Annotated in this window: 20 protein-coding genes; 9 read left to right on the top strand and 11 right to left on the bottom strand. The window is 68.5% G+C overall.

All coding sequences use genetic code 11. From position 1 onward, the window contains the following. Positions 1-6 precede the first annotated feature (6 nt). The 4 genes from EV651_RS33625 to EV651_RS33610 all read right to left on the bottom strand — a co-directional run bounded on the left by EV651_RS33625 (position 7) and on the right by EV651_RS33610 (position 4430). Positions 7-1323 (bottom strand): RNA polymerase sigma factor, encoded by a 1317-nt coding sequence (locus EV651_RS33625; RefSeq protein ID WP_133789294.1) that lies wholly within the window; start codon positions 1321-1323, stop codon positions 7-9. 203 nt (positions 1324-1526) lie between these two features. Beyond that, positions 1527-2147 carry an HhH-GPD-type base excision DNA repair protein gene (locus EV651_RS33620; protein ID WP_133789293.1) on the bottom strand — a complete coding sequence of 207 codons (621 nt, stop codon included), beginning with the start codon at positions 2145-2147 and terminating at the stop codon, positions 1527-1529. Between the two features lies 1 nt (position 2148). Next, complete coding sequence (locus EV651_RS33615; protein ID WP_133789292.1) at positions 2149-2577, bottom strand: universal stress protein; 429 nt, start codon at positions 2575-2577, stop codon at positions 2149-2151. Positions 2578-2951: 374 nt separating this feature from the next. Next, complete coding sequence (locus EV651_RS33610; protein ID WP_133789291.1) at positions 2952-4430, bottom strand: glutamate--cysteine ligase; 1479 nt, start codon at positions 4428-4430, stop codon at positions 2952-2954. 223 nt (positions 4431-4653) lie between these two features. Between EV651_RS33610 and EV651_RS33605 the strand changes: the two genes are divergently transcribed. Then, complete coding sequence (locus EV651_RS33605) at positions 4654-6009, top strand: DNA polymerase IV (protein ID WP_133789290.1); 1356 nt, start codon at positions 4654-4656, stop codon at positions 6007-6009. Then, complete coding sequence (locus EV651_RS33600; protein WP_133789289.1) at positions 6002-6934, top strand: tetratricopeptide repeat protein; 933 nt, start codon at positions 6002-6004, stop codon at positions 6932-6934. Before EV651_RS33605 ends, EV651_RS33600 begins: the two co-directional genes overlap by 8 nt. Here EV651_RS33600 and ddaH read toward each other — a convergent pair. Next, positions 6903-7688 (bottom strand): dimethylargininase, encoded by a 786-nt coding sequence (ddaH, locus tag EV651_RS33595; RefSeq protein ID WP_133789288.1) that lies wholly within the window; start codon positions 7686-7688, stop codon positions 6903-6905. The genes EV651_RS33600 and ddaH overlap by 32 nt on opposite strands. 50 nt (positions 7689-7738) lie before the next feature. Between ddaH and EV651_RS33590 the strand changes: the two genes are divergently transcribed. Both EV651_RS33590 and EV651_RS33585 read left to right on the top strand, forming a co-directional pair. Next, positions 7739-8260, top strand: coding sequence for a hemerythrin domain-containing protein (locus EV651_RS33590; RefSeq protein ID WP_133789287.1), 522 nt, complete (start codon positions 7739-7741; stop codon positions 8258-8260). A gap of 16 nt (positions 8261-8276) precedes the next feature. After that, positions 8277-8720, top strand: coding sequence for an SRPBCC domain-containing protein (locus EV651_RS33585; protein ID WP_166658878.1), 444 nt, complete (start codon positions 8277-8279; stop codon positions 8718-8720). On the opposite strand, the gene EV651_RS33580 is transcribed toward EV651_RS33585, so the two are convergent. From EV651_RS33580 to EV651_RS33560, 5 genes are read right to left on the bottom strand one after another with little or no spacing between them, the layout of a single operon-like run. Then, positions 8717-9448, bottom strand: a complete 732-nt coding sequence (locus EV651_RS33580; protein WP_133789285.1) for an MBL fold metallo-hydrolase — start codon at positions 9446-9448, stop codon at positions 8717-8719. The two genes, EV651_RS33585 and EV651_RS33580, sit on opposite strands and share 4 nt — an antisense overlap. Next, positions 9445-9831 carry a YccF domain-containing protein gene (locus EV651_RS33575; protein ID WP_133789284.1) on the bottom strand — a complete coding sequence of 129 codons (387 nt, stop codon included), beginning with the start codon at positions 9829-9831 and terminating at the stop codon, positions 9445-9447. The genes EV651_RS33580 and EV651_RS33575 overlap by 4 nt, the downstream gene beginning before the upstream one ends. Continuing rightward, a complete protein-coding gene (locus EV651_RS33570) occupies positions 9828-10682 on the bottom strand; it encodes an alpha/beta fold hydrolase (RefSeq protein ID WP_238157362.1) in 855 nt (284 codons plus the stop codon). The genes EV651_RS33575 and EV651_RS33570 overlap by 4 nt, the downstream gene beginning before the upstream one ends. Then, positions 10654-11802, bottom strand: a complete 1149-nt coding sequence (locus EV651_RS33565) for a trans-acting enoyl reductase family protein (protein WP_238157361.1) — start codon at positions 11800-11802, stop codon at positions 10654-10656. The genes EV651_RS33570 and EV651_RS33565 overlap by 29 nt, the downstream gene beginning before the upstream one ends. 20 nt (positions 11803-11822) lie before the next feature. Further along, the gene (locus EV651_RS33560; RefSeq protein ID WP_133789283.1) at positions 11823-12716 is read right to left on the bottom strand and encodes an SDR family oxidoreductase; all 894 of its coding nucleotides are present in this window, start codon (positions 12714-12716) and stop codon (positions 11823-11825) included. Positions 12717-12791: 75 nt separating this feature from the next. Here EV651_RS33560 and EV651_RS33555 point away from each other — a divergent pair, with 75 nt between their 5' ends. The 5 genes from EV651_RS33555 to EV651_RS33535 all read left to right on the top strand — a co-directional run bounded on the left by EV651_RS33555 (position 12792) and on the right by EV651_RS33535 (position 18069). Continuing rightward, complete coding sequence (locus tag EV651_RS33555; RefSeq protein WP_133789282.1) at positions 12792-13400, top strand: TetR/AcrR family transcriptional regulator; 609 nt, start codon at positions 12792-12794, stop codon at positions 13398-13400. 6 nt (positions 13401-13406) lie between these two features. Beyond that, positions 13407-13871 (top strand): DUF2269 family protein, encoded by a 465-nt coding sequence (locus EV651_RS33550; protein ID WP_133789281.1) that lies wholly within the window; start codon positions 13407-13409, stop codon positions 13869-13871. A 10-nt stretch (positions 13872-13881) separates the two neighbouring features. Then, positions 13882-14685 (top strand): exodeoxyribonuclease III, encoded by an 804-nt coding sequence (locus tag EV651_RS33545; protein ID WP_133789280.1) that lies wholly within the window; start codon positions 13882-13884, stop codon positions 14683-14685. A 36-nt stretch (positions 14686-14721) separates the two neighbouring features. Then, positions 14722-16851, top strand: coding sequence for a S9 family peptidase (locus EV651_RS33540; RefSeq protein WP_133789279.1), 2130 nt, complete (start codon positions 14722-14724; stop codon positions 16849-16851). 258 nt (positions 16852-17109) lie between these two features. After that, positions 17110-18069: an RNA polymerase sigma factor RpoD/SigA gene (locus tag EV651_RS33535; protein WP_133789278.1), complete on the top strand. Its 960-nt coding sequence runs from the start codon at positions 17110-17112 to the stop codon at positions 18067-18069. 92 nt (positions 18070-18161) lie between these two features. Here the strand turns inward: EV651_RS33535 and EV651_RS33530 are convergent, their stop codons facing one another. Continuing rightward, positions 18162-18878: an HAD family hydrolase gene (locus EV651_RS33530; RefSeq protein ID WP_133789277.1), complete on the bottom strand. Its 717-nt coding sequence runs from the start codon at positions 18876-18878 to the stop codon at positions 18162-18164. Positions 18879-18910 lie beyond the last annotated feature (32 nt).

Genomic DNA, 18910 nt, shown 5'->3' with positions numbered 1-18910 from the left:
ACGCCCCTAGTCCAGGTAGTCCCGGAGGACCTGCGAGCGCGACGGGTGCCGCAGCTTCGACATGGTCTTGGACTCGATCTGGCGGATCCGCTCGCGGGTCACGCCGTACACCTTGCCGATCTCGTCGAGCGTCTTCGGCTGGCCGTCGGTGAGACCGAACCGCATCGAGACCACGCCGGCCTCGCGCTCGGACAGCGTGTCCAGGACCGCGTGCAACTGCTCCTGCAGCAGCGTGAACGAGACCGCCTCGGCCGGCACGATCGCCTCGGAGTCCTCGATCAGGTCGCCGAACTCGGAATCGCCGTCCTCACCGAGCGGGGTGTGCAGCGAGATCGGCTCACGGCCGTACTTCTGCACCTCGATGACCTTCTCCGGGGTCATGTCGAGCTCCTTGGCGAGCTCTTCCGGAGTGGGTTCGCGACCGAGGTCCTGCAGCATCTGCCGCTGGACGCGGGCCAGCTTGTTGATGACCTCGACCATGTGCACCGGGATCCGGATGGTCCGGGCCTGGTCGGCCATCGCGCGGGTGATCGCCTGCCGGATCCACCAGGTCGCGTACGTCGAGAACTTGTAGCCCTTGGTGTAGTCGAACTTCTCCACCGCGCGGATCAGACCGAGGTTGCCCTCCTGGATCAGGTCCAGGAACAGCATGCCGCGGCCGGTGTAGCGCTTGGCCAACGACACCACCAGGCGCAGGTTGGCCTCGAGCAGGTGGTTCTTGGCGCGCCGGCCGTCCTCGGAGATCCACTCGTACTCGTCGCGGACCTTCTCCTTGAGCTTGGCGGCCTCGTCGGCGATCTGCTCCTCCGCGAACAGGCCGGCCTCGATCCGCTTGGCGAGCTCGACCTCCTGCTCGGCGTTCAGCAGCGGGACCTTGCCGATCTGCTTCAGGTAGTCCTTGACCGGGTCCGCCGTGGCCCCCGCGACCATCACCTGCTGCTCGGGCTCGTCGGTCTCGTCGGCCTCGGAGACGATGAAGCCCTGATCCTCGGTGAGCTCCTTCTCCAGGCCCTTCACCGCTTCCGGCTGGAAGTCGGACTCGTCCACCTCGTCGAGCGCGCGCGGCTTCCCGGTCTTCGGGTCGATCGACAGACCCGCCTCGGACACTGCCTTCTTCGCCGGAGCCTTCTTGGCAGCGGCCTTCTTCGCGGGGATACCGTCCTCCTTGGTGCCGGCGGCCTTCACCGCCGCCTTCTTCACGGCCGCCTTCTTGGCAGCGGGGTCGGTCACTCGGGCGCTGGTCCTCGGAGCCGTGCTACGGGCCGTGGCGGCCACGGTCCGGGCCGGCTCGGCGGGAAGATTCTCGGACGAGCTGGACGACACGAATTACCTCTCGTCTGACGCAGGGTTTGTACGACGGTACGACTGATGACGCTGTGGGTGCTGCTGAGTCTTTGGGTACTGCGGTTCGCGGCTGCCCGCTGGTCAGGCGGCGGCAACAGTCCATTGTAATCCGCGAACCAAGCCCAGGCGTCGCGCGACCCCCCGCTGACGTCATTTCCGGGGGGCCGCCGCCGTCGATCGTCTCACCCGTTGCGGGTCTGCCGCAGTGGACGCGCCACCACCCGCTGCCGAACCATTTGCTGCTCCTGCTTGAACTGCCGGACCTTGACCAGCGACGCCACGTCGATGACGTCCGCGACCGACTTGAACGCGCCGTCCTCGCCGTACGGCTCGGAGGCCTCGCGCCAGCCGCGCGGCCGGACCTTCAGTTGCTTGCCGAGCAGCGCGACGAAGATCTTCGCCTTCTGCGCACCGAACCCCGGAAGTGCCGACAGCCTCGCCAGCAGGTCGTCCCCCGACTTCACGTCGGACCACAGGGCCGACGCGTTTCCTGCGTAATGGTCGTCCAAGTGCTTGGCCAGCGTCTGGATCCGGGCCGCCATCGCGGTCGGGAACCGGTGCACGGCCGGCGGACCGGCCACCACCTCGACGAACGCGTCCGGGTCGTAGTGCGCGACCGTGGCCGGGTCGAAGGGACCGATCATCCGCTTCGAGATCGCGACCGGGCCGGCGAACGCCCGCTCCATCGGGATCTGCTGGTCGAGCAGCATGCCGACCAGCAGGGCGAACGGATCTCTGCTCAACATCTCGTCGGCGTCGGGCTGCTGCGCAAGGCACAGCTTCCTGCTGCGTGTGGAAGTCACCTCAGTCCTCCTCCCCTTCAGACAACTCAGGCTCGGCCTTCACGGCCAGCACCGGACACGGCGCATCGAGCAGCACCCGCTGCGCGTTGCTGCCGAGGATGAGCTTGCCGACCGGGGAACGGCGCCGTAGGCCGATCACGATGAACTCCGCATGCACCTGCTCGGCGACGGCCACCAGGTCCTCCGCCGGGTCCAGGCCACGCACCAGCTGCCGCACCTCGTACGGCACACCGGTCGAGTCGAGCTGCTCCCGTACTTCCGTCAACGCGGCGTCACTCGCCGCAGCCTCGTCGGTGTCGAAGCTGCGCCCACCTCGGTGCGAGTTCACCACCACCAGCTTGGCGTCCCGCAGCGTTGCCTCCTCCGCTGCGCGCCGAAGGGCCGCACGGCCTTCCGCCTTCGGCACATAACCCACGACGATGGTCGTCATCGCCCTGCCTCACCTCCGGGTGTGTGTCGACCCGTCTCGAACGATACTGCTCCCGACCGCTGTCGGCATCCGCTGCATTTGCACCTGTTGTGTCGCACCGGTGACGGAGGGCTGCCGGTGCCCGGGTCCTACCCGCGGCGGGCCCGCCTAACCTTCCGGTGGCCACACCTTTGCAGGGCTGTCACCAAATGCGCCACCCCTGTAGTCCGGGTCGTTATCGAACTCGCGCGGAAATCGTCGATCCCGTTGCCTTGGGCAAGATCGAACGGGTTCCGCCAGAAGGACCGGGGTTCCGCCGCCATGTCCGCCGCGACCGTCCTACGCTGTCCTACGTTGTCCTGCGAACGACGGCGTACGAACCGGTTCAGTTCAGCTCAGTCCACCGGCCACTCGTGCACCGGCGTGTTGTCGTGCATGTGGTCGCGGTACCGGCTGAGCATCCCGCGCAACGCGTCCTTGCGTCCGTGCGATCCCTTTGTATACAGGCGGTGGAACTCGTCGGCCTGCCACGACGCGCCGTTGCGGCCGGTCAAGCAGCGTTGCTCGATGATCCCGAGCAGCCGGTCCCGTACGGCGACGTCCACACCCCACGCGTCGAGGCCGCGAACCGCCAACGGCAGCAGGCGTCTGAGCACCAGCTCCGTCGCACGCGCCGTACCGACGCCGGGCCAGAAGACCTCCGCCTCGATGCCGCTGCGGGCCGCGGAGTGGAAGTTCTCCTCGGCGGCGCTGAACGACATCTGCGACCAGATCGGCCGTTCGTCGTCGGCCAGCGCACGCACCAGCCCGAAGTAGAACGCGCCGTTGGCAATCGTGTCGACGACGGTCGGGCCGGCCGGCAGGACACGATTCTCCACGCGCAGATGCGGCTTCTCCCGGACAACGTCGTACACGGGCCGGTTCCAGCGATAGATCGTCCCGTTGTGCAGGCGCAACTCCGAAAGGGCCGGTGTGTCACCGCGATCCAGAACCGCGATCGGATCCTCGTCGGAGGTGACCGGCAGCAGGGCCGGGTAGTACCGCGAGTTCTCCTCGAAGAGGTCGAAGATCGAGGTGATCCATCGTTCGCCGAACCATACCCGCGGCCGGACGCCCTGCGTCTTCAGCTCGTGCGTGCGCGTGTCGGCAGCCTGCTCGAACAAGGCGATCCGCGTTTCGCGGAGTAGTTCCTTGCCGAACAGGAACGGCGAGTTGGCGCCGACCGCGAGTTGTACGCCGGAGATCGCCTGCGCCGCGTTCCAGTACCGCGGGAACGCCTCCGGTGTCACCTGGAGATGGAACTGCGTCGACGTACAGGCGGCCTCGGGGAGGATGCTGTCCGCGGTGACCTGCAGCCGTTCGACGCCGTCGATGGCGATCTGCACGTCCTCGCCGCGGGCGGCGAAGATCTGGTCGTTGAGCAGTGCGTACCGCGGGTTGGTGCTGAGCGCCTCGCGGCGGATGTGTTCGGTGAGCAGCGTGGGCAGGATCCCGATGGTCACCATCGACGAACCGGTCCGCGCCGCCTTGTCCTCGGCGGCGTTCAGGCTCTCCCGGATGCTCGCCTCCATGGTGTCCAGACCGAGTCCGTCGATCTGGCCGGGCGGCACGTTGATCTCGATGTTGAACTGGCCGAGCTCGGTCTGGAACGCGTCGTCCTCGATCGCGCTCAGCACCTCGGAGTTCTTGAACGCCGGGTCGCACTTCTCGTCGACCAGGTTCAGCTCGATCTCGATCCCGGTCATCGGCCGCTCGGGCGCGAACCGGTTCTCGCGCAGCATCCGCGCGAAGGCGTCCAGGTTGCGGTGCACCTGTTCGCGGAACGCGGTCCGGTCCGCCCGGGTGAACTCGACCCGGTCGACTTCCTCACCCATCGCGCCCTCCCGTGGTGGCTCGTAGCCTCAGTCTGCCTGAAGGTGCCCCCAGATGTGCTGCCGAACCACCCACAGGTGCGTCGCTCCTCCGCTCCGCACCGCCGGTCTTGCCCCCGGCAACCTTCCGATCGGTCCAGTGATTGGCCCGGTGAGGGGTGGGAGCGGCTGGGCTCGGAGGGGGTTCGGGCGCGGGAATGTCGGTGGGGCCAGGGACACTGGACAGGTGCGAGACGATCCGTCGGTGCTGCACGTGGACCTGGACGCGTTCTTCGCGGCGGTCGAGCAGCGGGACAAGCCGTCCCTGCGGGGCAAGCCCGTGGTGGTCGGCGGCGTCGGCGTGCGGGGAGTCGTGTCCACCGCGTCGTACGAGGCACGCAAGTACGGCGTGCGCTCGGCGATGTCGACCGCCGAGGCGCGATCCCGTTGCCCGCACGCGGCGTACCTGAGTCCGCGCTTCGAGGTCTACCGGAAGAGCAGCCAGGCCGTGATGGCGGAGATGCGGGCGTTGTCGCCGCTGGTCGAGCCGCTGTCGCTGGACGAGGCGTTCATCGATCTGGCGGCGAGTGGGCTGACCGGGCTGACGGTCGAGGACGTGCAGGCGATCGCCGACGACCTGAAGGCGGCCATCTACAAGGTGTCCGGCGGGCTGACCGCGTCCGTCGGTGCGGGTACGTCGAAGTTGATCGCGAAGATCGCCAGCGACCTCGACAAGCCGGACGGCGTGGTCGTCGTACCGGCCGGGACCGAGGCAGAGTTCCTGGCGCCGATGCAGGTCACCGTGATCCCGGGAGTCGGTCCGGCGACCGCGCAGCGGCTGAGCATGGCCGGTGTGCGCACCGTCGCGGACCTGCAGCAACTCGACGAGGACGAGTTGATCCGCCAAGTCGGGTCCGCGCACGGCACCAGCCTGCACCGGCTCGCCGTGGCGGCCGACGACCGACCCGTCGTGAGCGATCGGGAGACCAAGTCGGTCAGCGTCGAGGACACGTTCGAGACCGACATCATCGACCGCGCGCTGCTGACCGCGATCAGCGACCGGATGGCGCACCGCGTCGCCGAGCGCCTGCGGAAGGCGCAGCTGTCCGGCCGGACCGTGACGGTCAAGACGCGGATGCACGACTTCACCACGCACACCCGCTCGTCGACACTGGCCGGCCCCACCGACGACGCGCGGGTGGTCGCGCGGGTCGCGCGCCGGCTGCTCGAGGAGAGCGACATCGGCGGCGGCATCCGGTTGCTCGGTGTAGGCGTCTCGTCACTCGCCGACTGGATCCAGGACGACCTGTTCACCGAGGGCGAGCACGCCGAGAACCCGGTCGAGGTGGTCGAGCTGCCGGCCAGGCCGCGCGACCAGCTCGGATTCCATCCCGGGCAGGACGTCGCGCACCCGGACTACGGCCGCGGCTGGGTCTGGGGCTCCGGACGCGGGCGCGTCACGGTCCGGTTCGAGACCGCGGACACGCCGCCGGGCCCGGTCCGGACGTTCTCCGTCGACGACCCGGCCCTGACAAAAGTGCAGCACAGCGGTGCCGATGCGGACGACGAACCCCAAAGTGACCAGAATGTCCCGGGTGAATGAGGAACGACGGGGGGTGTACCCGTTCTGCGGGCCGTGCACGGCGGGTTCGGAGGCGTGGCGTGCCGCCGAGACGGCCGGGCCGATGGGTAGCAGGTTCTACGGACACCGGAACGTGTGCGAGAACTGCGGGTCGTCGGTGCGGACGCTGTACAACACGGTGCTGTGGGTTCCGGTGTCGAAGGTCGGACGGTTCCGGATCATCCCGACCGGCGGGCGCACGTACGTCGGCCGCAAGGTGGTCGATCAACCCGTGCCGGCCGTCGTACGGCGGGAGCCCGTGTCGGCGATCGTGAATCATCCGGAGCTCGACGGCGCTCCGGCGTACAAGCAGGCCGAGGCGTACTGGGAGGAGCGCGAGCCCGGGCAGGCGTTGCCGTTCTACCAGTCGGCGCTGGCCGAGCGGGAGAAGGTGCTGGCGGCCGACGACCCGGCGACGTTGCGGGTCCGGTTGCGGGTGGCGCAGGGGCTGCTGGCGACCGCGAACTACGGGCGGGCGATCGCCTGGTTCGAGTTGGTGAGGCCGCAGCTGGTCGAGGTGTTCGGGCCGCATCACGAGCTGACGCGGGCGGCGACCGAGGCGATGACCGGTGCGCGGTTGATGGTCGGAGGTCCGCGGTCGGAGGCTCAGTTGCTCGCGGACATCGTCGCGGCCGACGCGTTCGTGGACGACGATGCGCAGTTGTTGCGCGATCGGGCAGCACTTGGGAAGGCGTTGCTCGCGTGCGGCGACATCGCGGAGGCGGTCGAGGCGCTGACCCAGGTCATCCGCGACGCACCGCCTGGTCATCCGGACACGGCGATCTACCGCAAGGCTTTGGTGGAGGCGTGCGGACTCGTCGAGGCGCGCGGGAAGAGGCGCGACGTACAGGTCGCCGAAACCGCGCGACGGTTGCTCAGCGGCGTAGACGCACCGACAAGCACGTGACACAGCCCTCGAGCTTCTCGAACTCGCTGATGTCGACCACGATCGGCCGGTAGCCAAGGCCTTCGAACAGCTGCGCCGACTTCGGCGCCGACACTGCCATCAGCAGCCGGTCGTCGTTCAGCAGTACGACGTGCGCGCCGGCTTCCTCGGGCACCGCACGGAACGCGTCAAAAGCGGTCGGGTCGTCGACGAGTGGCTCGTAGCCGACGACCGTTCCGTCGGGTAGTGCAGTCACGGCCGACTTGAGGTGAAGGACCTTCCGCACCGGGACGGCGCGCACCTCCGCACCGAGCGGTGCGAACGCGTCGCGCAGTTGCTGGATCCCGGCGGCGTTCGTCCGGCCGCCCTGCCCGACATAGATCGTCGAGCCGATCTTCAGTACGTCGCCGCCGTCGAGTGTCCCGGGCTCCTTGATCTTCGCGATCCGGTACCCCTGCGCGGCAACGGTCTCCTCGGCTGCTGCCGCCTCGGCACGCCGCTCGTCCGCGCCAGCCCGGGCGATCACCGCGAGGTCGCCGTACACGACCATCGTGTCCTCGATGAACACGCTGTCCGGACACTCGTCGATCGGCGGTACTTCGACGGTCTGCCAGCCGGTGTCGTGCAGTGCGTCGACGTACCGCTGCCATTGCTCGAACGCCAGGTCGAGGTCCACCGGCCGGCGCTCGATGTGCGTGACGAGCCCCTCGGCGAGTCGCGGGCTCGGGCGGCGGACCAGGGCTGTCAGCGGGGTCGGCGGCGGGGTTGACGGCATGGTCGCAGGGTATCCGGGTACCGGCAGGCAACCGAGAAAGGAGACAACGGATGCCGAAGATCCTTCCGGCAGCGGGTGGTGACGTGGTCGAGATCATCCTCGCCGACCACAGGTGGTTCGAGGAGGCGCTGCGCGAACTGCGGGACGTGCGTAGCGATCGTGCGGCGGTGCTCGCCGACCTCGCCACCGTCCTGATCGCGCACGCCGAGGCCGAGGAGTCGAAGGTCTACCCGGCGCTGCGGCGCAAGGACGCGATCGACGCCGACGAGGTCGAGCACTCCGAACACGAGCATGCCGAGGGCAACGATGCACTGCTCGCCCTGATGGAGGTCGACGACACCGGTAGCGAGGAGTTCAGCGAGAAGCTGCACGAGCTATCCGAGGCGCTCACGCACCACCTCGACGAGGAAGAACGAGACGTCCTGAACCCGGCGCGGACGGACGTCGACGAAGGCGTCCGCCGCCGGCTCGGGGACTCGTTCGCCGAGGAGCGCGCCCGACTGATCGAGTCCGGCTGCGGCGACATCGCCAACGTACGGAAGGTCGTCGCGGCCGAACAGCAGAACAACTAGGGCCTAGGCTGTGTCCGTGCGCGAACTCACCGCCGTGGCGAACCTGACGGTCCCACCCGAGGCGGCCTTCGAGATCTTCACCGACGAGTTCGGTCGATGGTGGCCGCCGGAGTTCTCCTGGTCGGGAGCCGACCTGCTGACCGACATGGGCCTGCTCGACGGCGTCTTGTACGAACTCGGTCCGCACGGCATGCAATGGGACTGGGGCCGGGTGCTGAGGTGGGAGCCGGGTCGCCGGCTCGTGTTCAGCTGGCAGATCGGTCCGGACCGGGTGCCGGTCCCCCGTGCCGAGGACGCGACAGAGGTGGAGGTCACCTTCGACGGGTCGACGGTGACCGTCGCCCATCGCGGCTGGGAGCGGCACGGCGAGGCCGGCGCCGAGTACCGGAAGAATTTCGAGCAGGTGTGGCCGTACGCGCTCGGCCGGTTCGCCGAGTACGCCGCCAACCGTCCTCGCTAGAGCTCGACGGTGAGGCCTTCCTCGGCGGCGATCACTTCGCCGGCGAAGACTCGCTTCGCCTCTGCCACGGACACTGATCGATCCGAGCCCGGCCAGAAGTGCGTCAGCAACAGCCTCGATGCTCCTCGAGCGCCCTCGGCCGCTTCGGTAGCCGTCATCACGTAGCGGGGCTGGGTCTGCGGTGACGGGCCTTGAAGTGTCGCATCCGAGATGAAGAGATCGGTTCCCTCGGCCAATCGCGCCAGGTCGGGCGATGGGCCGCTGTCCCCCGTGTACCCCACTGAGACCCCTGGCGCTGTGAGCCGTACGCCGAGATTCGTCTTGTAATGCGGGAGTTCCACCGTCAGGACCTCGAACGGCCCGATCCGCGTCGTCGTCGCCAGGTCGTGGACGGCGAAGACGTCGGCCGGGTCCGGGTGCGGCTCGAGTGCTCGCAGTACGTCGAGAACGCCGGGTGCGCAGTGCAGCGGGACCGGTGGCGCGTCAGGCGCCTCGTAGTAACGCACCCGGGCCAGGCCGCTCACGTCGACACAGTGGTCCGGGTGCTGGTGCGTCACGACGATCGCGTCGATCTCGCCCTTCGGACAATGTTCGAGCAGTCGCGGCAGGGCGGCGTACCCGAGATCGAGGACGACCCGGAAACCGTCGTACTCCAGCAGGAATCCCGCGCACGCCCTGCCCGCCTCCGGCCAGGCGCCGCAGGAACCCAGGACGGTCAGCGACCTCACGCGAACGGCTGGTTCGTCGGCACGATGTGCTTGCCGAGCGGCACCAGCGAGACCGGGATCAGCTTGAAGTTCGCGACGCCGAGCGGGATGCCGACGACCGTCAGGCACAACGCGATACCGGTGGTCAGGTGGCCGAGCGCCAGCCACCAGCCCGCGACGACGATCCAGATCAGGTTGCCGAGCAGCGCACCCGCCCCGGCGCTGCGCTTGTCCACGATGGTCCGCCCGAACGGCCACAGCGTGTACGCCGCGATGCGGAACGACGCGATCCCGAACGGGATCGTGACGATCAGCACGCAACAGATGATCCCGGCGATCGCGTATCCGACCGCCAGCCAGAACCCGGCCAGAACCAGCCAGATCAGGTTGAGGAGCGTCTTCATGCCCCCCAGCGTGCCACCTGGCCGGTGTGATCCAGGACCAACTGGGCGACAAGTCCGGGATCGTTCCGGGGCATCCAGTGGCCACCCCTGACCACCTTGACCGTGAGGTTCGGGGCCCAGCGCGCGATGTCGGTCTGCAGCGGAGTGGTGACGAAGGGATCGGCATCCGGTGACACGGCGAGCACGGGCACGTCGCTACGTCGCTCTGCCGGCCGGAGGAGGCGTGGGATGACGTTCGCGCGGTACAGCTTCATGCCGTTCACGTAGTCGGTGAGAGAGCGGTTGTCGTCGGGCTGTTGCTTCTCGAGGCGATTGAACGCGCGGTGCGCCCAGCCCTTGCGCCAGCCGAGCTCCGGGAGCCACGGGAGGTGGAAGTAGAAGATGTACCACGAGTGCAGCAACTGCTTGAGAGCTGCGAGAGAGCGCTGTCTGAGGAAGTAGCCGGCGTGGTCGAGTGACGGGCCGGAGATGGACGTGAAAGAGGCGATGCGAGGGTGCAGGTCCGGGGCGGTGACGAAGTGCCAGGCCTGGATGGAGCCCCAGTCGTGAGCCAGCACGTGCACCGGCCGGTCGGGTGACACCTGGTCGATGACTGCCTGGAAGTCCTCCTGCAGGCGATCGAGTGTGTACGCGGCGGTGCTTGCCGGATGGTCGGAGTCGCCGGCGCCTCGGACGTCGTACGCGACCACCTGGAAGTCGTCGGCAAGCAACTCGGCCACCGGCCCCCACAGCGATGCGTTGTCCGGATAACCGTGCACACAGACGAGCATCGGGCCACCGTGGTTGCCGTAGTCGTAGACGGCGAGGGTGGTGCCGTCTCGGCTAGTAGCTGTCGACTTCGAGGGTGGCAAAGGTCATCCCCGCTTTCACCAGGCGCTCGCGCAGAGCGGGTCCCATGGCCGCGGCCGTCGTGGTCTGGCCGGCGGTCTGCGGTAGATCGTCGAGCGCCAGACACAGAGCGCTCTCCCCGAGCATCTTCGCGGTCTCGTCGTACCCCGGGTCGCGGCCCGCGACCTCGGTGATCACCTGCTTGCCGCCGCCGCGGCCGACGAACCGGACGTTGAACCACGACCGCGCCCGGCGCTCCGCGCTCGGTCCGTCACCGGGCTGCAGCCGCTTGAGGAGCGCGTTCCGGACCGGCGGGACCTGGGCGCCCGCGATCAGCAGACCGACCCCACCGAGGCCTGCGGCAACAGTCGGGAGATGCTTCACCGCGGCGTAGTGCGAGTACCGGAAGTCCGGCCCGTAGCGATCGAGCAGCCGGGCCGAGTACCCGACGATCTGCGGATCGATCGTCGGCAACGGAACCGCCCAGAACCCTTGCTGACGGTGGAGCTTCCCCGCAACCGCTCGCGCCCTCCGGTCCGTCGGGCTGGGTTCGGCTGCGCGCCGCCGGCGATGCGCGTCCAGGTGCTGCTTCGGCCGCGAGAACGCCGTGATCGCGGTGTGGAACGTGCCCCCGGACGGCCGGCCGCCGGCGCGCAGCAGCCCGTCCACCTGGATGGGCACGTTCTGCGGCAGTTGCTCGACGGTGTACTGCACACCGAGGTCGTACGGGATCGAGTCGAAGCCGCACGCGTGGATGATCCGCGCGCCGGTCTGCGTCGCGCGCTCGTGATAGCGCACGTACATCCGGTCCATGAACTCTTGCTCACCGGTCAGATCGAGGTACCCGGTCCCGGCCTCGGCGCAGGCGGCGACGAGCGCCTCGCCGTACCGGACGTATGGCCCGACTGTGGTGGCGACGACCTTGGTGGACTCGGCGAGTTCGCGCAACGAGGTCGGGTCGGTGACGTCCGCGACCAGGATGTCCCTGCCGAACCGCTCGAGCTTCTGTTTGTTGCGTCCGGCAACGGCCCAGCGCAGGCCCTCCGGTGCGTTCTTCTCCCGGTACTCCGCGGTGAGCGCGCCCGTGAACCCGCTCGCACCCAGCAGCACGACGTCGTACTCGCGGCTCATTCCTGCACTCATTCCTGCACTCATTTCTGCACTCATTTCTGGGCAGCCTTCTCCGCGTCCGCCAGCCCGCCTGCGCCAGTCGGCCGGGACGAGGCCTCGGCGCCGCGGGACTGAATGTCGGCCAGGGCAGCCGCGTCGGCCCTCGGGACGCTGAACCGCGAACCGGCCTCGATGACATGCGGGATCACCCAGCGGAACACCTTCAGCGCGCCGATCCAGCCCGGCACGTGAACGGTGCGGGAGCGCTTTCTGATGCCCTCGACGAACTTGTGCACCGCGAACTCCAGCGGGTACGTCTTGCCCACTCCCGGGATCCCGGTCCGGGCCTTGCCGAACACCGGATGCGCGTCGACCCCGCGCACCATGTCGGTGTCGACGAACGTCATGTGCGCGACGCCGACCCGTACGCCGAGATGCTTCAGCTCGGCGCGCAGCGTGTCACCCATCGCCTCGACTCCGGCCTTGGACACGTTGTACGACGCCAGTCCCGGGATGTGGACGATCGCGGCAAGGGACGAGACGAGCAGCAGATAGCCCTTGCTCTCCAGCAGATACGGCAGCGTCAGGTGGACGGTGCGCCAGACGCCGATCAGGTCCACGTCCAGTACGCGCTCCCAGACCTTCGGGTCCATGCTCCGGCTGAAGCCCGGCGCGGCGATCCCGGCGTTCGCCATCACGACGTCGATCCGGCCGTAGCGCTCGGCGATCGCCTCGACCGCGGTCCGCAGCGAGTCGGTGTCGGTGACGTCCGCCTCCCACCAGCCGGCGTCCGGGCCGCAGTCCTCCGCGACCTTCTTCAGCTCGTCCGGCTCCAGGCCGACCAGCGCGAGCTTCGCGCCGTCCTGCGCCAGCTTCCGGGCGACCGCGGCGCCGATCCCCCGGGAGGCGCCGGTGATGAGCACGACTTGACCGGCCAACGGACGCATCTGGGACCTCCAGCTTTGTTGAGTGGATACTCAACAGTAAGTGCTTGTTGACCAAATACTCAATAGACTGCCTGTATGAGCCAGACCTCCTCCGGTGCTCGACTGCGGCCCGACGAGCGGCGGGCGCAGATCCTCGCGGCCGCGCGCCGGGTGCTGCTTGCGGACCCGCACCGCGAGCTCACGGTCGAGCTCGTCGCCGCCGAGGCCGGCGTCTCCCCCGCTCTCCTGTTCCACTACTTCGGCTCGAAGAAGAAGTTCCAGTACGCCGTCATCGAGGAGGCGGCCGCCGAGGTCATGCTGCGCACTGCCCCGGATCCGTCGCTGCCGCCCGACGAGCAGCTGGTTGCCGGCATCCGCGCGTTCGTGCGCGCCGTACTCGAAGCTCCTCAGCTGTACCGGGCAACCCTGCTGATGTCGGCCGCTGGGGACCCCGACGTCAGAGCGCTGCACTCCGACCTCCGCCGTGTCTTCAGCCAGTGGGTGATCAGGGCCGTCGCCGAGCGCGGTATCGAGATCACCCCCGTCGTCGAGCTCGCATGTCACGGCTGGCAGGGTTACGTCGAACAGACCCTGCTGGTGTGGATCGACAACCCGACCGTCTCGCCGGAAGCCCTCGAGCATCTGTGCGCGCAGTCCCTGGACGCAATCCTGTCGACAACCAGCCTCACGACGACCTCCGAGTGAGTGTGAATGACCAAGTTCTTCCTGACGGTTCATGTTCTCGCCGCGATCCTCTGCGTCGGTCCGGTCACCGTTGCGGCCAGCATGTTCCCCCCGATCGCACGCCGCATGCTCGGCGCCGAAACTCCGGACCCGGGCGGTCTCCAGGTGCTGCATCGGATCACCCGGGTGTACGCGTGGGCCGGCCTCGCCGTACCGGTCTTCGGGTTCGCGGTCGCGGGTGGCATGGAGGTGATGGACGAGGCCTGGCTGATCATCTCGATCGTCCTGACACTGGCCGCCGCACTCGTCCTCGCGTTGCTGGTCGTGCCGGCGCAGTCCGCCGTACTCGCCGTCGCCGACCAGTCCGCCGAGGCGCGGAGCGGGGTGCTCTCGAAGGCGAAGTTGCTGTCGATGACGAGCGGGATCTTCGGTCTGCTCTGGCTGATCGTCCTGGTCCTGATGGTCGTCAAGCCGGGGCACACCGAGGGGTAAGGTTCGGCCCGTGCTGACGGTTGCCACGGTGAATGTGAACGGGATCAGGGCCGCCTTCCGGCGCGGGATGGCGCCGTGGCTGGTGAGCACGGACCCGGACCTGTTGCTGATGCAGGAAGTTCGCGCGTCGGACGACGTACTGCGGGAACTCCTCGGCGGCGACTGGAACATCGCGCACGCCGAGCCGGCGATCGACGGGCACAAGGGACGCGCGGGCGTCGCGGTCGCGAGCCGGCGGCCGATCAAGGACGAGCGCGGCGAGATCGGTCCGGAGCGGTTCGCCGGGACCGGGCGCTGGGTCGAGGCGGACGTGGTGCTGGACGACGGTACGACGTTGACCGCGGTCAGCACGTACGTGTTCACCGGCGAGTTCGAGACCCCGCCGCGGCAGGAGGAGAAGTACGCGTTCCTGGACGCGATCACCGCCCGGCTGGCCGAGCTGCGGGCGGACGGGCGGCACGTGCTGATGTGCGGCGACCTGAACATCGCGCACCGCGAGGAAGACCTGAAGGCCTGGAAGGCGAACCGCAAGAAGAGCGGCTTCCTGCCCGAGGAACGCGCCTGGATGGACCGTCTCTTCGAGTCCGGCTGGGTAGATCTGGGCCGCCGCTTCGGCGGTGAAGGCCCCGGCCCCTACTCGTGGTGGTCCTGGCGCGGCAAGGCCTTCGACAACGACGCCGGCTGGCGCATCGACTACCAGATCGCCTCCCCCGAACTCGCCGCGTCCGCCACCACCTGCGTCATCCACCGAGCCCCGACGTACGCCGAACGCTGGAGCGACCACGCCCCCGTCGTGGCGACGTACAACCTCTGAGTGACCGCTGTCCGACGTCGCAGGTAGTCTCGCCGCATGTCCGAGAATCCTTCTTCTGCTGTCACATCTTCTGGCACATCTTTTGGCACACCGCCGGTTGCCGCCCGGAAGCCGGTTGAGCGGGTGCATCACGGCGATGTGTTCGTCGACGACTACGAGTGGTTGCGGGACAAGAGCGACGACGAGGTGCTGGAGTATCTGCGGGCCGAGAACGCCTACACCGAGGCGCGGACGGCGCACCTGGAATCGTTGCGTGAGGCAATCTTCAAGGAGATCTCGGACCGCACGCTGCAGACCGACCTGAGCGTTCCGGCCCGGCGCGGCGGGTACTGGTACTACTCGCGCACGATCGAAGGGCAGCAGTACTCGCTGCACTGCCGGGTCAAGGTGGACGGCGACCAGCCGCCGGCCACCGACGGCGAGATCGCCGGCGAAGAGGTCATGCTGGACGGCAACGAGGTGGCCGGCGACTCCGAGTTCTTCTCGCTCGGCACCGTCGACGTGTCCCCCGACGGCCGCCTCCTGGCGTACTCCGTCGACCTCAAGGGCGACGAGCGGTTCACGCTGCGGATCAAGGACCTCGACACCGGGGAGCTGCTGCCGGACGAGCTGCCCGAGGTGCACTACGGCTCAGCCTGGTCCGCCGACGGCTCGACGATCTTCTACTCGAAGGTCGACGACGCGTGGCGCCCGTACCAGGTCTGGCGGCACACCCTCGGCGAGACCGGACCTGATTCTGACGTGCTGGTCATGGAGGAGCCCGACGAGCGGTTCTGGGTCGGCGTCGACCTGACCCGCAACGAGCAGGCCATCATGATCGCCCTCGGCAGCAAGCTCACCAGCGAGGTCTGGCTGCTCGACGCCCAGAACCCGACGGGTGACCCGGTCGTGGTCGCGCCCCGCCGCGAGGGCGTCGAGTACGACGTCGAGCACGCCGGCGACCAACTGCTGATCACGCACAACGCCGACGCGGCCAACTTCTCGCTGGCCTCCGCGCCGCTCGACTCCCCCGGCGACTGGACGACGCTGATCGAGGGCGACGAGACCAGCCGTCTGCTCGGCGCGGACGCGTTCGCCGATCACGTCATCCTGTACCGGCGCCGCAACGCGCTCACCGAGCTCGCGATCATGCGGCGTGGTCAAGACGGTACGGGCGGGTTCAGCGATCCCGAAGTACTCGAGTTCGACGAGCCGATCTACACCGTGTCGCCCGGCCGCAACGACGAGTGGCACGACACGCGGTACCGCTTCGGCTACACCTCCCTCGTCACCCCCGGTTCGACGTACGACGTGGACGTGGCGACCGGTGAGCGGCGGCTGCTCAAGCAGCAGCCCGTGCTCGGCGGCGTCGACCTGAGCGACTACACGCAGTACCGGGAGTGGGCGACGGCGCCGGACGGCACGAAGGTGCCGATCTCGATGGTCGCGCGCAAGGACGTCGCGCAGGACGGGAACGCGCCGGTCGTCCTGTACGGGTACGGCTCGTACGAGTCCTCGATGGACCCGTGGTTCTCGATCCCGCGGCTGTCGCTGCTCGACCGCGGCGTGGTGTTCGCGATCGCGCACGTCCGCGGCGGCGGCGAGCTCGGCCGGCACTGGTACGACGACGGCAAGATGCTCACCAAACGGAACACGTTCACCGACTTCATCGCCGCCGCCGAGCACCTGGTGCAGGCCGGCTGGACCAGGCCGGAACGGATCGTCGCCCAGGGCGGCAGCGCCGGCGGGCTGCTGATGGGCGCGGTCGCGAACCTGGCCCCGCAGGCCTTCGGCGGAATCGTCGCGGAAGTCCCGTTCGTCGACGCGCTGACGACGATTCTGGATCCGTCGCTGCCGCTCACCGTGATCGAGTGGGAGGAATGGGGCAATCCGCTCGAGGACGCCGAAGTCTACGAGTACATGAAGTCCTACTCGCCGTACGAAAACGTCACCGCCCAGCGCTATCCGCGCATCCTGGCGATCACCAGCCTGAACGACACCCGGGTGTTCTTCGTGGAGCCGGCGAAGTGGGTGGCGAAACTCCGGGCGACCGCGACCGGCGAGGTCGACGTACTCCTCAAGACCGAGATGGAGGCCGGGCACGGCGGCCGCAGCGGGCGGTACGACGCCTGGCGCGAGGTCGCGTTCTCGCTCGCCTGGGAGCTCGACACCCTCGGCCTGAGCTGAGAGGCCGGGAATTTCTGGCCCCGGACGTGTGTTGTGCAACACATTCGGGGCACCGGAACGGTGGATTTCTGTACCGATTCTCAGGTTGTGTCCCGGAGTGTTGGGCCGAACAGGCCACGAGCGCCCCGGGACACCGGTTTCCACGGCGAATTCGCTGCCGGGAACTCTCAGGGAACCTTCAGGGTGTTTACACACTGGTACCGGAATCTTGAACCCTACTCGAGCGTTGCTCTCCATGTAACGACGAAGGGAGTTTCGGTGGCTCGCATGGCTCGTGTCCGGTCCACGGACGACGGTATCGACGGCAAGGACAGCGTCGGTCTCTACCTCGAGGAGATCGCTCGCACTCCTTTGCTGACGGCTGAGGAAGAAGTCGAGCTCGCTGAGACGGTCGAGGCAGGACTCCTGGCGGAGCAACTGCTGGCCGAAGGGCGGGTTGGACGTAAGAAGGGCGGAGCGCCCAAATATGCCACGGAGGAGGAGCTGGAGTGGCTGGCCGAAGAGGGCCGGCGCGCGCAGCAGCGGTTCGTGACCGCCAACCTCCGGCTCGTGGTGTCGATCGCCCGCCGCTACGGGCGGTCCCAGATGCCGCTGCTGGACCTGGTCCAGGAAGGCAACACGGGACTGATCCGCGCGGTGGAGAAGTTCGACTACCGGAAGGGTTTCAAGTTCTCGACGTACGCGACCTGGTGGGTGCGGCAGGCCATCACCCGCGGTATCGCGCAGCAGGCCCGGGTGGTCCGGCTGCCGGTGCACGTGGTGGAGCAGCTGAACCAGATCGGGTCCGCACGGCGCACGCTGGAGCGCAAGCTCGGGCGGGAGCCGGAGATGGACGAGATCGCAGCCGAGCTGAACCTGGACGAGGAGCGGGTCACCGAACTGATCCGTATCGGCCGGGACCACATCAGCCTGAACAGCCCGGTCGACGACGAGGGTGAGACCTCGCTGGGTGACCTGATCGCGGCCGAGACCGCGCCGGGTCCGGACCAGCTGGTCGCCGACGCGTCGGACCGTTCGGGACTGTTCAGTCTGGTCGACCAGCTCGACCCGCGGTCCGCGGACGTGATCCGGCGCCGCTACGGCCTGCACGACGGCCGCCAGGCCAAGCTGGCCGACATCGGCGCGGTGCACGGCATCTCGGCCGAGCGGGTCCGCCAGATCGAGCGCGAGGCTTTGGGCCGCCTCCGCCTGATGGCAGATCCGACGCTGGCCGCGTAACACCCACCCCGAAACCCCTCAGGACCCCCGAGCCACGATCTGGCTCGGGGGTCCTTCGGTTGTCAGGTGCCGGCCGTAGCGCGTTGTGGACGTCAAGCGGCTGCTTCGTTCCAGGAATCGATCAGCGGGGGCAGCTCGGACAGGCGCTGGACGGTTGCGTCCGGCGTACCTTCCGTGTGGCCGATCTGCTCGAGCGGGATCGCGCTGTGCGGCAGGTGCGCCGCGCGCATCCCGACGTTCTGCGCGCCCCAGACGTCGTCGAACAGCCGGTCGCCGACGAACAGGCACCGGGACGGCTCGTCCACCCCGACTGCCCGCATCGCGGCCAGGAACGACTCCGGGTGGGGCTTGGTGTGCGCGATCTCGCTGGTGTAGACGGCGCCGTCGAGCAGGTCGAGTACGCCGTCACGCGCGAAGACCTCCTCGTGCCGCCGACGCGGCCAGATCGTGTTCGACAGCACACCGACCTTGAGACCGCGATCCCGAAGCGCCTGCAGCGTGTCGACCGCGTCCGGCTCCAGCTCGGTGTGCGGGTCCCACTGGCGCTCGTACTCCGCCAGCGCCGCGGGTGTCATCACCACCTCGGCGAGCGCACACACCTCCTCCAAGGTGCTGCTGCGGTGCTCGTCGCGCGACCGCAGCCAGACAGAACTCTCGGCCGCCACCAGGCGGGCCGCCAGCTCGTCGGCGTTGTCCTCGTCGAGCAGCACGGACACGGCCCTCCACATCTCGCGGAGAGATATGTCGTGCCAGGTTGCCAGCGTGCCGCCCCAGTCGAACAGGACGGCTTCGATCTTCGCGTTCGTCACCCGGCAAAGCCTGCCAGAGCCGACCGACAGTT

It is taken from the genome of Kribbella sp. VKM Ac-2571 (assembly GCF_004362255.1).
GTDB lineage: Bacteria > Actinomycetota > Actinomycetes > Propionibacteriales > Kribbellaceae > Kribbella > Kribbella pratensis.
This window is presented reverse-complemented; position numbering and strand designations above follow the sequence as displayed.